This is a genomic window from Hymenobacter piscis, from assembly GCF_018760735.1.
GTDB lineage: Bacteria > Bacteroidota > Bacteroidia > Cytophagales > Hymenobacteraceae > Hymenobacter > Hymenobacter piscis.
The window spans coordinates 222732-237068 of the sequence record NZ_JAHHZN010000007.1; the positions used below are offsets into that span (position 1 = coordinate 222732).

Below are 14337 nucleotides of genomic sequence, written 5' to 3' on the forward strand. Positions count from 1 at the left end.
CTGCGCAAGGGGCGCCACCAGGACCACTGAACCTTAACTCACCATCTCACTATTTCACTAGCCCACCTTGAGCCATTTCACCTCCTCCCCTACCGCTTGCGCCGCCGGGTAGGGAAGAACACCAGTTGAATGATGAGCAGGGTGAGGCCGGTGTAGAGGGTGCTGAGCAGAATTTTGGCCAGCATCAGGCCCGGGGCCCGGAACGAGCCCAGCTCCAGCACGAAAAACGCCACGTGGTGAATGGCCGTGAGCAGGGTCAGGTACACCACCATCCACTGCCAGCCCATCTGGTGAATATTCACCGAATCCTGGGCGTCGTAGCCGTCGCGGGGCGTGAGCAGGCGCAGCACCCAGGGCCGCAGATACATCACCAGCACGGCGGCGGCGGCGTGCACCCCGCCGGTATCGAAGACCATGTCCAGGGAAATGCCCACCCCAAAACCCAGCAGCAGCTGCACCACAATGGGCGTCCCGATGGGCAGAAACAGCAGAAAGCCCAGGTACACGAAGCACCAGGCCAGGTCGAAGAGCACGAAGTCGGAACCGCTGATCAGCAGCACGTACAGGGCCAGGTAGATGCCCCCGCGCAGTGCCTGCCACAGAATTTCAAAAATCCCTCCCCTCATGGCCGTTTGGTTTCGATATGGACGCCGGCGCGCACTTCCAGCGTATCGCGCTCGGGCTTGGGGCCACTCGTGACGAGGTACACGTAGGTGAGACGCGAAAAATTCACGGCCAGCCGCACGCGTACCGTCCAGAAGTTCTTGTCCGGCTCCTTCACGAACGAATCGACGGTGCCCACCAGCACGCCCTCCGGGAAAACGGCGTTGTAGCCCGAGGTCACGACCGTATCGCCCTTCAGGAGCTTGTTCTGGCGCGGAATGTTGTCGAGCAGCACGTGGGTGGGGTCGTCGCCGAGCCAGCGGACGGTGCCGATGGTGCCGTCGCGCTGGAGGCGGGCCGAGGTCCGCGACTGCGAGTGCAGCACCGAGGTAATGGTGGCGTAGTGCTCCGAAAACACCTTCACCCGGCCCACCACGCCCTCGGCCGATACCACGCCCATGCCCTCGCGCACGCCGTCTGCCCGCCCCACATTCAGGGTCAGATAGTTATCCACGGGGCGGTTGGTGCTGCTCACTACACGGGCCGGAATCAGGGGGTAGTCGGGGTCGTGGGCGGCCAGGGTACGCAGGCCCAGCAGCAGCGAATCGGGGCGGTCCAGCAGGGCCAGGCGGGCCCGCGTTACGCTGTCCTGGCGCACGGGCAGCGAATCGGGGGCCCGGTCGCTCAGGTCGGGCTTGTAGAACTGCTGGCGCAGGCGGGCATTTTCCTGCATCAGCTCCTGGTTGATGTCCACGAGCCGGAAATAATCCTGCACCTGATTACGCCAGTCCAGCACCTGGCCCACGTAGGTGTTGGCCGAGTTGAAGAAGGCGGCCCGCTGGTAGGTACTGTTGCGCACCAGCAGGTACAGGCTCAGCACTTCCAGCACCGCAAATACCAGGATACCCCGGTAGCGAAACAGAAAGGCGAACAGGTTATTCATTCTGGAGTGAGATATGAGAGGTAAGAAGCGAGAAATGAGACTGACGGGCTCATGCTGGGTTCGTCAGTCTCATTTCTCACTTCTCATATCTCACTTCTAAGTCAAAAGTACGCCGCGGAAGCCCTGGATATTCTTGATGGCGGCGCCGGTACCGCGCACCACGGCGCGCAGCGGGTCCTCGGCAATGTGGATGGGCAGCTTGGTTTTGGCGGCCAGGCGCTTGTCGAGGCCGCGCAGCAGGGCCCCGCCGCCGGTCAGGTGGATGCCGTTTTCGTAGATGTCGGCCGACAGCTCGGGCGGGCTGATTTCGAGGGCCTTGAGCACGGCTTCCTCAATTTTAGCCACCGACTTATCGAGGGCAATGGCAATTTCCGACGACGTGACCTTGATTACCTTCGGGATGCCAGTCATCAGGTCGCGGCCGCGCACCTCGAAATCGGGCGGGGTTACTTCCAGCTCGGTCAGGGCCGCGCCGACTTCAATCTTGATGCGCTCGGCGCTCCGCTCCCCGATCAGCAGGTTGTGCTGGCGGCGCATGTAGTCGAGAATGTCCTGATTGAACACGTCGCCGGCCGTTTTGATCGACTGGTCGCAGACGATGCCCGAGAGGGCAATGACGGCAATTTCGGTGGTGCCGCCCCCGATGTCGATAATCATCGAGCCGATGGGTTGCTCTACATCAATGCCGATGCCGATGGCGGCGGCCATGGGCTCCTGAATCATCCAGACTTCCTTGGCCCCGGCGTGCTCGGCGGAGTCGCGCACGGCGCGCTTCTCCACTTCCGTAATGCCCGAGGGAATGCAGATCACCATGCGGTGGGAAGGCTGAAACAGGCGGTTGCGGGTGTCAATCATCTTGATCAACCCCTTGATCATCTCCTCGGCAGCGTGGAAGTCAGCAATAACGCCGTCTTTGAGGGGCCGGATGGTTTTGATGTTGTCGTGGGTTTTTTCGTGCATCTGCTGCGCCTGCCGACCCACGGCAATTACTTTATTGGTCGTGCGGTCTTTCGCAATGATGCTCGGCTCATCCACCACGATTTTATCGTTGTGAATGATGAGCGTGTTGGCCGTGCCCAGGTCAATGGCAATGTCGCTGGTCAAGAAATTAAAGAAACCCATCGAGTAACGGCAAGTAAATGAGAACGGGCGGCTTGCGCCCATCAAAAGTGGGGGCAAAAGTACGCAGGATTTAAGTAAGGCTGAACGGTCGGACGCGCATATCGGGCGGCGCGCCGGGCAATGCCGCCCAATTCATCTGGTCGGCAGCAGCTCAGCCCGGGAAACAGAAAGCCCCGGACGCCTGGGCAGGCATCCGGGGCTTGTGCAAGGGCTTGTTTTTCAGGCCGGCCAGGCTGATGTACGCCGGGCTGGCTAGTGCTTGAAGTGGCGCACGCCGGTCAGGACCATGGCCATGCCGAGGCGGTTGCTGGCGTCAATGGAGTCCTGGTCCTTGATGGAGCCGCCGGGCTGTACCACGGCCCGGATGCCGGCCGCGCCGGCAATTTCCACGCAGTCGGGGAAGGGGAAGAAGGCGTCGGAGGCCATTACGGCCCCGTTCAGGTCGAAGCCGAAGCTGCCGGCCTTCTCAATGGCCTGGCGCAGGGCGTCTACGCGGGAGGTCTGGCCCACGCCCGAGGCCAGCAGCTGGCCGGGGCGGGCCAGCACGATGGTGTTGCTCTTGGTGTGCTTGCAGATTTTGAGGGCAAACTCCAGGGCCGCCACCTCGTCCGCCGTCGGCACCGACTCGGTCACGGTTTTGAAGTCGGCCCGGCCTTCCACCACGCGGTCGAAATCCTGCTCGATAAAGCCGTTGAGCAACGTTTTCACTTGCTTGGCGGGCAGCGCCACGGGCTTCTGGCGGAGCAGGATGCGGTTTTTCTTGGCTTGCAGGATCGGCAACGCGTCGGCCTCAAACTCGGGGGCAATCAGCACCTCGAAGAACAGCTTGCCCAGCTCCTCGGCCGTAGCCGCGTCCACGGGCTTGTTCACGATAATCACGCCCCCGAAAGCCGACACCGGGTCGCAGCTCAGGGCGCTGAGGTAGGCCTGGTGCAGGGTGTCGGCCTGGGCCACGCCGCAGGCGTTGGTGTGCTTGAGAATGGCGCAGGCGGCTGGCCCGGCGGCATCGAATTCCTGCATGAGCAGCACGGCCGCGTCCACGTCGACGAGGTTGTTGTAGCTGAGCTGCTTGCCGTGGAGCTGGTCGAAGAGGGCGGCCAGGTCGCCGTGGAAGGTGCCCGCCTGGTGGGGATTCTCGCCGTAGCGGAGCGGGGTTTGGTTGGTGGTTGCTGGTTGTTGGTTGTTGGTCTGCTCGCCCGCAATGGCCACGCGGGCATTTTTGATTTTCGCGTCCTCGTTTTTGATGGATCCGTTCAGGTAGCCGAAAATGTGGGTATCGTAGTTGGAGGTGGCCTCGAAGGCGGCGGCGGCGTAATGGCGGCGGTCCTCCAGGTCGGTGGTGCAGCCTTTGCGGGTGAGCAGCTCCGTCACGGCCGCGTACTGGTCGCGGCTGCTGACCACGAGCACGTCGCGGAAGTTTTTGGCGGCGGCCCGCAGCAGAGAAATCCCGCCGATGTCGATTTTCTCAATCACGTCGGCCTCGGCCGCACCGGAAGCCACGGTTTCCTCGAACGGGTAGAGGTCCACGATAACCAAATCGATGGGCGGAATGTCGTGCTGGGTTGCTTCGGCCAGGTCGCTGGCCTCGTGGCGGCGGTGCAGGATACCACCGAATACCTTGGGGTGCAGGGTTTTCACGCGCCCCCCGAACACGGCCGGAAAGCCCGTCAGCGTTTCCACGGCCGTTACTGCCGCGCCCTGCTCCTCAATGAACTGCTGGGTGCCGCCGGTAGAATAGATTGTGACGCCGTGCTGCTGCAGCAACGCCACGAGGGGGGCCAGGCGGTCCTTGTAATAAACGGAAACGAGGGCGGAGCGAATGGGCTGCGACATGGCGGAAGTGGTTGGAGAGGATTGTGAAATGCTGCGCGAAGGTAGGCACCACCCCGCGGGCTGGTGTTACGGAATTATTAACAGCCGCCCCCGGGCGGGGTTTTTCGGCCCCGGTCCCGGGGGCCGCCGAACCGCCCAACGGCCCCGCAGCTCCACCGTACCAGCCAACCGGGCCGCAGCTGCGTATAGCCAAGGCCTTTTTTCCGCTGCGTTTCCTCTACCGATGCCCGAGCTTATTTCTGCCGCTGCTCCCCCCTGCCCCGCCACAGCCGTTGCCCGCGCGGCAGCCCTGGCGCCCCGCCTGCTGGCCCAGGCCCCCCACTCCGACCACGAGGGCGGCTTTCCTACCGCTGAGTTTAACTGGCTCCGTGAAGCCGGCCTGCTGGCGGCTCCGCTGGCGGTAGAGCAGGGCGGCAGCGGCCTGAACGAGCCCACCAACACCTACGAGCTGCTGAGCATCCTGGCCCACCTCGGGCGCGGCAACCTGGCCGTGGGGCGCGTGTACGAGGGCCACGTGAACGCCCTGCAGCTGCTGAGCCGGTTCGGGCAGCCCGCGCAGGTGGCGCGCTGGGCCGCCGACGCCCGGGCCGGCCACCTGTTCGGGGTCTGGAACACGGAAGCCCACGACGGCGTACGGCTGGAACCCCTGCCGGAGGGCCGCTACCGCCTGCACGGCAGTAAAACCTTCGGCTCCGGGGCGGGCCACCTCACCCGCCCCCTGCTCACGGCCGCCCTGCCCGACGGGGGCTGGCAAATGCTGATTCTGCCTGCCGACACCCAGACTCCGCAGTACGATGCTTCGTTCTGGCGGCCCTTGGGCATGCGGGCCTCGGCCAGCTTCCGGGTAGACCTGACGGGCCTGGAAATCGGGCCGGAGGAACTACTGGGCCGGCCCGGCGACTACTACCGCCAGCCCTGGTTCAGCGGGGGGGCCATCCGGTTCGCGGCCGTGCAGCTGGGCGGGGCCGAGGCCGTGTTCGACGAAACCCGCCGGTTTCTGCGCGAGCTTCACCGCACCGACGACCCGTACCAGCGCCAGCGCCTGGGCCAGCTGAGCATCTTGGTAGCCAGCGGCCAGCACTGGCTCCGGGCCGCCGCCCAGGTAGCCGCCCACTCCCCCGACGCCGACCACTTAGTGGCCCACGCCAACCTCGTGCGGTCAGCCATCGAAGACCTGTGCCTGCGCGTGCTGCCCCTGGCCGAGCGGTGCGTGGGGGCCCGCGGGCTGCTGCGGCCCGAGCCCTTCGAGCGCCTCCACCGCGACCTGACCCACTACCTGCGCCAGCCCGCCCCCGATGCCGCCCTGGCCGACGCCGGCCGCTTCGCCCTTGAAAACCCCGCGCCCGCCTACCAGCTCTGGCATGCCTGATTTCCAACCTTTCGATTTTGCTGCGCTACCCCTGCGCCCGGCCACTTACGCCGCGGAGCTGGGCCCTACCGTGGTAGTAGCCCCCCACCCCGACGACGAGAGCCTGGGCTGCGGGGGGCTGCTGGCTTTGCTGGCCCGGGCCGGGCTACCGGTCTGGGGCATCCTGGTCAGCGACGGGACCATGTCGCACCCCCATTCCCGGAAGTTTCCGGCCCCCGCCCGGCAGGCCCTGCGCGAAACTGAGCTGCGCTTGGCCCTGGCGGAACTGGGCCTCGCGGCCGACCGCCTCACCGCCCTGCACTTGCCCGATGGTCAGGTGCCCGGCCCCGATACGGCGGCCGGCGCAACGGCCGTGCAGGCTCTGGCGGCGGTGTTGCGGGAGCAGCAACCGGCCACCGTGCTGGTGCCCTGGCGGCGCGACCCCCACCCCGACCACCGCGCCACCAGCCAACTCGTGCGCGCGGCCCTGGCCCTGCTGCCCCGGCCGCCCCGGCTGCTGGAATACGTGGTCTGGGCCTGGGAACGGGCCGCTTCCGCCGACCTGCCCCAGCCCGGCGAGGTAACGGGCTGGCAGCTCGATATCGGCCCGGTGCTGGAACGCAAGCAGCGCGCCATTGCGGCCCACCGCTCCCAGCTGCCCGGCTCCCCCATTGATGATGACCCCACCGGCTTTACGCTGGCGCCTTCCATGCTGGCCCACTTTACCCGGCCCCGGGAAGTGTACCTGGAAGCAGCCCGCTAGCCCCCACCGGTTCGGCTCCCCCGAATCTATCTACCGACCTATGGAAACCAACCCCAACCAGCCGCACACGCTGCCTCCCGACTACTTCGATGCCGTGTACCAGGCCAACCAGGACCCGTGGAAGTTCGAAACCAGCCCCTACGAGCGGGAGAAGTACGCCACCACCCTGGCCGCCCTGCCGCGCGCGCATTACGAAAGGGCCTTCGAAATCGGCTGCTCCCTGGGCGTGCTGACTGAGCAGCTGGCCGCCCGCTGCGGCCAGCTGCTGGCCGTGGATGTGGCGGCCGCGCCCCTGGAGCGCGCCCGCCAACGGTGCGCCTACCTGCCCCAGGTAACGCTGGAGCAGCGGCGCATCCCGGAAGAATTTCCGGCTGGCAAGTTCGATTTGATTGTGGTGTCGGAGGTAGGTTATTACTGGAGCCCGGCCGATCTGGAGCGGGCAGCGGCCCGGATACTGGCCGCGCTGGTCCCGGGCGGCCACCTGCTGCTGGTGCACTGGACACCCCCGGTCCACGACTACCCCCTGACCGGCGACGCCGTGCACGAGTTCTTCCTGCACCAGACCCCGGCCGAGCCCCTCCTGCGCCACCTGCACGGCCAGCGCCACGACCAGTACCGCCTCGACCTGCTGGAACGCCGGTAGTCAGCCAGGCTGGCGGGCTACTGCCCGGCCGGCTGCCGGAGCAGCGGTGAGGCGGGCCAGCTCGAGACGCAGGACCGCAATGGCCTGGCGCAGGGGCACGGTGGCAAATCCGTTGGCGGGCCCGACCTGAGGCCGGGCCCACTCCCAGAAGGCTCCGAACGAGTCAAAGTCGGGCATAGCGGCCAGCACCGGCTCCGGCACGGCCGACGCGGTGCCAGCCGCTGCTAAGCGGTCGGGCCAGCTCTGCCGAAGCTGCCGGCGCAGCTGCAGCTCGGCCAAGTAGTCGGCCGGGGCGGGCACCAGCGCCTCTTCCGTGCCCAGACTGGCCCATTCCCGCAACTGCCAGGAAAGGCCAACCGCGACCCGGCCCTGCCGGCGGCCGGAAGTGTATACCCGCACCGACGGGCTGTGGCGCACGCGCAAATCGTGGCGCAGCAGGGCCTGATACAGGGCTTCATCTTCCAGGTACGGCACCACGGGCAGGCCCCCCACCCGGCGGTAGGCTAGCGGCGTGAGGGCAAAGCTGGCCCCGAAGTGCTGATGATGCCGGGGCCAGGGGTCATGAACTTGCGGGTCGAGCAGCGCTTCCAGGCGGGCCCGCAGCAGATGATACGTGGCATCCTGGAGCTGGCGACGACGCACCGGACAGGCCGGGTTCGATTCCGCCATCAGGATGCGGCCGCACACGGCATCGGCGCCGGCGGTCAGCTCCCGGAAAGTAGCCGCGAGCCAGTCGGGCGCCACCCGGGTGTCGGCGTCGGTGCTGATGAGGCAGGCGGCAGCGGGCGAGGCGGCCTGCTCGAGCCGACGGGCGGCTTCATCCAGCAGCAGGCGGCGGGCCCGGCCCACGTGGGCTTCGGCGGCGGGCAGGGTTATTTCGGCCACGTGCAGGGTGAGGCCCGGATGGGTGCGGACGGAGGTGCGCGCCACGTGGGCCGTATCGTCGTGGCAGTTGTTGGCCAGCACCAGCACCTCAAAGGTGCCCGGCGGCCAGGGTTTTCCGGCCGGACTCACCTGCGCGGCCAGGGCGGCCAGGGTCGCGGGCAGCTCGGCGGCCTCGTCTTTGGCTGGAATCACGATGGTAGCCCTCAGCCCGACCGCCGGCGCGGGCAGGTGCTGCCAGAGCGCCGACACGGCAGCTGCCGAAGGAGCGGTTGGCAACAAAAGGGGCAACGGCGGGGCGTGTTCCATGGGCCGTCTTCTACGGCAAAAACCCGGGGCGGGTACAGCCTTCCGCCACAAAAAACCTTACGGATGAGCTTAAAACACAACATCCAGGAAACCCAACGGCATGGCCGCTGGCTTCCTGGATGCTGGTGTCGGCTGAGTTAAACAGCCCTAGAAGGCTTCGCCCACGGCGAAAATGATGCCTGAGTTGCCCCCCGAACCCACGCCGTAATCGAGGCGGATGTTGAGCCGGTCGCGACGGTTGAAGCGGAAGCGGGCACCTACGCCTCCGGCGTACTTGAGGCCATCGAAGGTGTAGTCATCGAGGTTGGGAGCTACCTGGCCCACGGCCCCGAAGACGGCTCCATCAATGCGCCAGAACAGTTTCTGGCGGATTTCTGCCTGGGCCGTCGTGAACTGACGGTCGCGGAAACGGGCTTCGTAGATGCCGCGCATCAGGTAGGCGTTGTTGTAGAGCGAGCCGCCGAGCGTGGCCCCCATACCGCCCCACTCCCGGAACGGTACGTCGCCGGTGTGGTACTGCCCCAGAAACTGCAGGGCCAGAATGGTATTGTTGGAGCCGAACAGCGGATTGAAGTGGCGGACATCCACCATGTAGCGAGTGAAGTTATAGTCGCTGCCCAGGCCTTTGCCGTGGAAGAGCACGTGGGCGTCCACGAAGTTGCCGCGGTAAGTAGCCAGCACGTTGTCGCGGCCGTCGTAGAGCAGGGCCGGACCCACTCCGGAGGTGGTGTAGCCGGCGCGCTGCTCAGCCGGAATGGTGTTGTAGGGCTCGGGCGTGCTGTCGTCGCCGTCCTTGAGCTCCACGGTGCCCAGGTCGGTGAGGCGGTAGCGCAGCCCCACGAACAGGTCGGGCTTTACCTTCACCAGGGCCTTTTCATCGAACACCCACAGCGGATACTGGATGTTGGAGAGAATGTCCTTGTCGGTATCATTGCCCCGGCCGAAATACTGGAAAGCCAGATCGTAATAGCTCAGCTCCCCCGAGAAGTAGAACTTCTCTTCCTTGGTGAAAATGGTGTGCGTGAGCTGAATGGTGGTTTGCTTCTTCTGCGAAATCCAGGCAATGAGGCGGGCATTGGACTTGCGCACCGTGGTATCCTCCCCGAAGCGCCACACCGGCAGAATGGCCAGACCGCCGGCAAACCCGGTTTCCTGCTGGTAGAAAGCAATGGGCACCGGAATGAAGCTGGGCTTGTCCGGGTCGTCGGGAGTGAGCTTGAACTTGGCGGGTGCGGCCGGCGCCAGGGCCCGGTTCAGGCCCAGCGGAGCCCCGGGAGCGGGCGTTTCGGCGGGCAGCCCGTCGGTAGCCGGTTCAGAAACGGGCGCCGCCGAAGCCAGCACAGGGGCCACGGAATCAGCGGAGAGCTGCGCATGGGCAGCGGGAGCAGCCAGCGCACTTAGCGCCAGCAGCGGGTAGAGGAAGCGCATACGTAGATGGCCAGGTCAGAAAATAAGTGGAGAGCCCGCCGCCGGCTGAGTAGCCGGCCGCCGGGGCCGTGGAGCTACTAACGCAGCGGAGCCCGCCGCGGTTGTCGGTTGCGCCTCCCTCGTTCACACCAGCCACAGCATCGAGAGCACGCCCGCCAGCATCACGCCCTTACACCAGGCGCTGAGGCGGGCGAAATGCTGCCGCCGGTCGGCCCGGCGCAGGTGGTAGGCCAGCACCAGCAGGGGCCCCAGCACCAGCGCCAGCAGCCACAGCCCCAGCCCGGTCTGGTGGCTGGCCAGCGCATTGTGCGCCGCGCCGGCCACCAGCAGCACCAGACAGGCCAGGAAAAAGCCCGCCACCCATTTGGTGCGCGGCACGCCCCACACAATGGGCAGGGTGTGGCAGTCGTGCTGGGCGTCGCCGCGCATATCCTCCACGTCCTTCACGATTTCGCGCACCACCGTCAGCAGGAAAGCGGCCAGGGCGTAGCCCCACACGGCGCCGGAGCCGGTTTGCAGCTGCAGCTCGGGCAGCAGCACCAGGGCCCCCGTGAGGGTGGCAATGCTCACGTTGCCCACCAGCGCCACCCGCTTGAAGCGCACCGAATACCCCCACAGCAGCAGCGCCGAGCCCAGGTTCACGAGGCCCAGCAGCGGCGAGAGCAGCCCGCTTGCCACCACGCCCACGCCCGAGAGCAGCAGGTGGGCCAGCATGGCGTGGCGGCGGTTCACGGCCCGGCCCACCACCAGCCGCCCGGGCCGGTTGATGGCGTCAATCTTCACGTCGTAGTAATCGTTGATGATGTAGCCGGCCGCCCCGATGCAGATGGCCGCCAGCACCAGCAGGCCGAAACCAGGGGCCAGCACCTGGGGCCAGGAAGCGTGCGGCAGCAGCAGGCAGGCCCGTACCAGCAGCAGGCACAGGGCCATCATGAGCAGGTTGGGCAGGCGGATCAGGCGGGCCAGCTGCCGCCCCCTCCCCCCCGCTTCCCCGGCGGGCGCAACAGACTCAGCGGAGGAAGACGACAACGACATGGGCAGAAAGGCCAAACGGGCAGGACGACGGCTGCAAAGATGCACCACGCCGGGCCGACGAAAGCAAAACGCCCCTTCCGAAAGGCGGAAGAGGCGTTCTGGTGGGCCGCAGCCGGTGAGCAGGCAGCAGCTATACGCGCCTCACGTTCACGGCATTGATGCCTTTGCGACCTTCCTGGGTGTCAAACTCCACGCGGTCGTTCTGCTGGATCTGGCCCCCGTTCAGGCCGGTAACATGGACAAAGAAATCTTCCTTCGTGCCGTCTTCCGTAATGAAGCCATAGCCCTTGTCTTCATTATAGAACTTTACGGTGCCTGTTTTCATGAAAAAAAAAGAAAATGGGTTGATGATGGTCGGGTAAATATAGAGGGATTTTGCAAAAGCACAACCCCCGAAAATCCCCGTCTTACACCGTCCAGGTTTGCCTTCATTTCACCCGCCCAGGGCCGGGCCGAGGGCTTCTACCAGGTCTGCTGGGCCTTCATCACGGCCTCAATCAGCTCGCGCACGGCCCCGTGCCCGCCGGACAACTGCGCCACGTAATTGCTGACGGCGCGCACGTCGGTAGCGGCATCGGCGGGGCAGGCGGCCACGGCGCAACGGCGCATAACTTCCAGATCGGGCATGTCGTCGCCCATGTAGGCAATGTGCTCGGGGCTCAGGTGGTAGGTATTGAGGTAGTTGTTGAAGATTTTCATCTTGTCATCCACCCCCAGGTACATGTCGCGCACGTCCAGGGATTCCAGGCGCCGGCGCACGCCTTCCTCCTCCCGGCCCGAGATGATGGCCACCCGGTAGCCCTTGCGCAGGGCGTGGCGCACGGCGTACCCATCGCGGATGTGGAAGGTACGGGCCTGCTCACCCGTGTTCAGGGCCAGCAGCGTGCCGTCAGTCAGCACCCCATCTACATCGAAGATGAATACTTTGATGGCCGTTAAATCGGCCGCGCCAGACGTCGTCTTATCCATAAGCAGTAAAAAAGGCCGCGGAGCAGTTGGGCACCCGGGCGGGCCGGTGGGGCAACTACTCCGCGGCGCTTGGTAAACCGGCCGAAATCTATTGATTATCCCGCCACTCGTACACCCACTTGGCCTGAATCTGCTCCAGGTGGCCTTCGTTGGACTGCTCGCGGGTGCCTTCGAAGTTGGGCAGGCTCATCACCCAGTCCAGCAGCTCGGTAAAGCGGATGCGGTAAATTTTGGCTTCGGCAAAGTCGTCGCCGAATTTCTCGTAGAGGGCCATGGCAATGTCTTCATGGTCGCTCCACTGCATCGGGGGCTCAAAGTGGTTCATAGCGTTGAATGTGCTGAATGTGGAAAATGTGGGAAGTGTGCGGAATCCAGAAAATGATGAGGAGGCTGGCCTAGCAGCACAGCACTCACATTTTCCCCATTCTTCACATTCGTCACATTAAAAAATCTAGTGGCCCAGGAAGTGCTGGGGCGGAATGAGCACCACCACGTCGGCGTTGCCCTGCACCACGCACTGGCAGCCCAGGCGGGAGTTGATGCGCGGGTTCTCGGCGCGGTCGATGAAGTCTTCCTCCTTATCCGAAATTTCGGGCAGGTCTTCCTCGCCGGCTACAATATATACGTGGCAGGTGCTGCACCCGCATACGCCGCCGCAGTTGTGCTGCAGCTGAATATCGTTGTTGAGGGCCACATCCAGCACCGACTCGCCTTCGGCGGCTACGTGCGTCTGGTCGGGCTGGCCGTCCTGAAATTTGAAGGTGATATTGACGGCTTTCACGGCGGAATGCTAGGTAAGTCGAGGCGAAAATTTGAGGGGGCAAAGGTACAGACGCCTCCCTCCGAATCAAAGCTGGCGGGTTGGCGGATTGTTTTCCGCGCCCCGGGCCGCTTCCTGAATGCTGGCCGTAAGCCCCTGATAGAGCGCCTGCCAGCGCGGATGGGCCGCCAGCGCCTCTTCGTGGCGGGCCAGTGTGCCCGCATCGTGGCGGACGGCGGGGCCGGTTTGGGCGGCAAATGGGGGCTGGACCAGGGCCTTGTCCACGGTTTCGCGGATGAGCGGGTGCAGCAGCTCCCAGGGCAGGCCAGCCTGCTGCAGCAGTTCCCGGGCAATGCCCAGCAGGTGATTGGGAAAGTTGCTGGCCCACACCGCCGCCACGTGCAGCTGTAGCCGCCGGGCCGAATCCATCTCCCGCACATCCTGGCTCAAAGTCCCGGCCAGGCGGCGGAGCGTAGCCAGGCCGGTCACCTCGGCCGCTTCCAGGCACAGGGGCACGGTGGGCCAGTGAATGGTGCGGCCCGGCCCAAAGGTCTGGAGCGGGTACAGTACGCCCCCGCGCAGTTGCGGGTGCGCCGCGAATACAGCCAGCGGCAATGCCCCGGCCGTGTGCACGACCAGACTGCCCGTCGGAAAGCCGGCCGCCGCCAGTACCGCCGGCACCGCCGCATCGGGCAGGGCCAGAATGTAAATATCGGCTGCTGGTAGCGTTGCCGGGCCGGAAAACGCCGCCGCCGCCGGCAGCCGCGCGGCCAGCGCCGTGGCCGATTCGGGCGTGCGGCTCCAGACACCCACCACGGCGTGCCCGGCCGCAGCCAGCGCCGGCCCCAGGTGCCCGGCCACTCGCCCGGCCCCCAGCAGCACCACTCGCAGAGAGGTGAAAAGTCCTTGCGGGCCGGTAGAAGCAGCACCAGTAATCATCATTGTGTTTATCCTTTTGCGGGTTTTTATGAAAAATCAATCAATATTTTGCCCAAAATTCGACAACTTGTGCACTCAAAGCGTCCCTGGTTGCCAATTGAGGCGCGCGGAACCCTTACTTCATTTTTGCATTTCCCCATTTTCTTTCTGTCTCTTTTCTATGACACAACTCTACAAGAAGGTTACGCCCGTCGGCACCTGGCGCAAGCTAGCCTTTATGGGCTTGCTGGGCCTGGCTACTTCAGCAGCGGCTCAAGAAACTATGTCGTCACGGCAGGTGCCAAAGGCGAAATTCACCTTTCACAACGTTTTAAATCGGACCGCCACGGCGAAACGCACGGCAGCTCTGGGATATCCTAGTAGCGCAGCGCAAAACGTAGCTGGCACGTACACTGATCTTGGCACCAACGGGCGGGTAATCACCACGCCTAACTTAGACGACGCTAACTCCACTGCCCAAGACATCGGCTTCGCTTTCCAGTTTAATGGTACTGATTTTACCCAATTCGTTCTCAACACAAACGGGTTTATCAAACTGGGAAGCACCGGCACGGTTGACCCGGCTGATACCGAGGCCATCCTCAATGATGCCGATCAAAATATCATTGCTCCGATATCCATTCTGGACATCACGAGTGCGGCTGATCAGACGGCCTCTCCTACCTCTTACCGGGTATTCACTACCGGGGCTGCTGGAAGCCGCGTCTGCACGATTCAGTTTAAAAACCTGACTGACAAGCCCGGCGGTAGCGCGGCCTCG

The 14337-nt window shown here is 64.8% G+C and carries 15 protein-coding genes; 3 read left to right on the top strand and 12 right to left on the bottom strand.

Annotated features, from left to right (window positions below):
* Positions 1–89 precede the first annotated feature (89 nt).
* The 4 genes from KLP40_RS10165 to purH all read right to left on the bottom strand — a co-directional run bounded on the left by KLP40_RS10165 (position 90) and on the right by purH (position 4501).
* Complete coding sequence (locus tag KLP40_RS10165; RefSeq protein WP_215593661.1) at positions 90–626, bottom strand: hypothetical protein; 537 nt, start codon at positions 624–626, stop codon at positions 90–92.
* Entirely contained in the window at positions 623–1546 is a 924-nt protein-coding gene (gene mreC / locus KLP40_RS10170) for a rod shape-determining protein MreC (RefSeq protein WP_215593662.1), read from the bottom strand. Before mreC ends, KLP40_RS10165 begins: the two co-directional genes overlap by 4 nt.
* A gap of 96 nt (positions 1547–1642) precedes the next feature.
* A complete protein-coding gene (locus tag KLP40_RS10175) occupies positions 1643–2668 on the bottom strand; it encodes a rod shape-determining protein (RefSeq protein ID WP_215593663.1) in 1026 nt (341 codons plus the stop codon).
* Positions 2669–2920: 252 nt separating this feature from the next.
* Entirely contained in the window at positions 2921–4501 is a 1581-nt protein-coding gene (gene purH, locus KLP40_RS10180) for a bifunctional phosphoribosylaminoimidazolecarboxamide formyltransferase/IMP cyclohydrolase (protein WP_215593664.1), read from the bottom strand.
* Positions 4502–4724: 223 nt separating this feature from the next.
* Between purH and KLP40_RS10185 the strand changes: the two genes are divergently transcribed.
* The 3 genes from KLP40_RS10185 to KLP40_RS10195 are packed head-to-tail and all read left to right on the top strand — an operon-like array spanning position 4725 to position 7255.
* Positions 4725–5870, top strand: a complete 1146-nt coding sequence (locus KLP40_RS10185) for an acyl-CoA dehydrogenase family protein (protein ID WP_215593665.1) — start codon at positions 4725–4727, stop codon at positions 5868–5870.
* Positions 5863–6612: a PIG-L deacetylase family protein gene (locus KLP40_RS10190; protein WP_215593666.1), complete on the top strand. Its 750-nt coding sequence runs from the start codon at positions 5863–5865 to the stop codon at positions 6610–6612. Before KLP40_RS10185 ends, KLP40_RS10190 begins: the two co-directional genes overlap by 8 nt.
* Before the next feature lie 40 nt (positions 6613–6652).
* On the top strand, positions 6653–7255 hold the full coding sequence (locus tag KLP40_RS10195) for a class I SAM-dependent DNA methyltransferase (protein ID WP_215593667.1): 603 nt from the start codon (positions 6653–6655) through the stop codon (positions 7253–7255).
* On the opposite strand, the gene KLP40_RS10200 is transcribed toward KLP40_RS10195, so the two are convergent.
* From KLP40_RS10200 to KLP40_RS10235, 8 genes are all read right to left on the bottom strand, one after another.
* The gene (locus KLP40_RS10200; protein ID WP_215593668.1) at positions 7256–8416 is read right to left on the bottom strand and encodes a glycosyltransferase; all 1161 of its coding nucleotides are present in this window, start codon (positions 8414–8416) and stop codon (positions 7256–7258) included.
* Between the two features lie 177 nt (positions 8417–8593).
* The gene (locus KLP40_RS10205) at positions 8594–9874 is read right to left on the bottom strand and encodes a BamA/TamA family outer membrane protein (RefSeq protein WP_215593669.1); all 1281 of its coding nucleotides are present in this window, start codon (positions 9872–9874) and stop codon (positions 8594–8596) included.
* 123 nt (positions 9875–9997) lie between these two features.
* Positions 9998–10909 carry a geranylgeranylglycerol-phosphate geranylgeranyltransferase gene (locus KLP40_RS10210; RefSeq protein WP_215593670.1) on the bottom strand — a complete coding sequence of 304 codons (912 nt, stop codon included), beginning with the start codon at positions 10907–10909 and terminating at the stop codon, positions 9998–10000.
* Positions 10910–11039: 130 nt separating this feature from the next.
* On the bottom strand, positions 11040–11234 hold the full coding sequence (locus tag KLP40_RS10215; protein WP_215593671.1) for a cold-shock protein: 195 nt from the start codon (positions 11232–11234) through the stop codon (positions 11040–11042).
* Between the two features lie 137 nt (positions 11235–11371).
* Entirely contained in the window at positions 11372–11878 is a 507-nt protein-coding gene (locus KLP40_RS10220) for a KdsC family phosphatase (protein WP_215593672.1), read from the bottom strand.
* 88 nt (positions 11879–11966) lie between these two features.
* Positions 11967–12203 (bottom strand): Fe-S cluster assembly protein IscX, encoded by a 237-nt coding sequence (iscX, locus tag KLP40_RS10225; protein WP_215593673.1) that lies wholly within the window; start codon positions 12201–12203, stop codon positions 11967–11969.
* Positions 12204–12329: 126 nt separating this feature from the next.
* The gene (locus KLP40_RS10230; RefSeq protein ID WP_215593674.1) at positions 12330–12659 is read right to left on the bottom strand and encodes a 2Fe-2S iron-sulfur cluster-binding protein; all 330 of its coding nucleotides are present in this window, start codon (positions 12657–12659) and stop codon (positions 12330–12332) included.
* A gap of 66 nt (positions 12660–12725) precedes the next feature.
* Positions 12726–13580, bottom strand: coding sequence for a Rossmann-like and DUF2520 domain-containing protein (locus tag KLP40_RS10235; protein ID WP_215593675.1), 855 nt, complete (start codon positions 13578–13580; stop codon positions 12726–12728).
* Between the last annotated feature and the right edge of the window lie 757 nt (positions 13581–14337).

Coding starts and splice junctions, on each gene's coding strand:
- KLP40_RS10195 (WP_215593667.1), top strand. CDS start 6,653: ATGGAAACCAACCCCAACCAGCCGCACACGCTGCCTCCCGACTACTTC.
- purH (WP_215593664.1), bottom strand. CDS start 4,501: ATGTCGCAGCCCATTCGCTCCGCCCTCGTTTCCGTTTATTACAAGGAC.
- KLP40_RS10210 (WP_215593670.1), bottom strand. CDS start 10,909: ATGTCGTTGTCGTCTTCCTCCGCTGAGTCTGTTGCGCCCGCCGGGGAA.
- KLP40_RS10205 (WP_215593669.1), bottom strand. CDS start 9,874: ATGCGCTTCCTCTACCCGCTGCTGGCGCTAAGTGCGCTGGCTGCTCCC.
- KLP40_RS10220 (WP_215593672.1), bottom strand. CDS start 11,878: ATGGATAAGACGACGTCTGGCGCGGCCGATTTAACGGCCATCAAAGTA.
- iscX (WP_215593673.1), bottom strand. CDS start 12,203: ATGAACCACTTTGAGCCCCCGATGCAGTGGAGCGACCATGAAGACATT.
- KLP40_RS10185 (WP_215593665.1), top strand. CDS start 4,725: ATGCCCGAGCTTATTTCTGCCGCTGCTCCCCCCTGCCCCGCCACAGCC.
- KLP40_RS10215 (WP_215593671.1), bottom strand. CDS start 11,234: ATGAAAACAGGCACCGTAAAGTTCTATAATGAAGACAAGGGCTATGGC.
- KLP40_RS10235 (WP_215593675.1), bottom strand. CDS start 13,580: ATGATGATTACTGGTGCTGCTTCTACCGGCCCGCAAGGACTTTTCACC.
- KLP40_RS10175 (WP_215593663.1), bottom strand. CDS start 2,668: ATGGGTTTCTTTAATTTCTTGACCAGCGACATTGCCATTGACCTGGGC.
- KLP40_RS10190 (WP_215593666.1), top strand. CDS start 5,863: ATGCCTGATTTCCAACCTTTCGATTTTGCTGCGCTACCCCTGCGCCCG.
- mreC (WP_215593662.1), bottom strand. CDS start 1,546: ATGAATAACCTGTTCGCCTTTCTGTTTCGCTACCGGGGTATCCTGGTA.
- KLP40_RS10165 (WP_215593661.1), bottom strand. CDS start 626: ATGAGGGGAGGGATTTTTGAAATTCTGTGGCAGGCACTGCGCGGGGGC.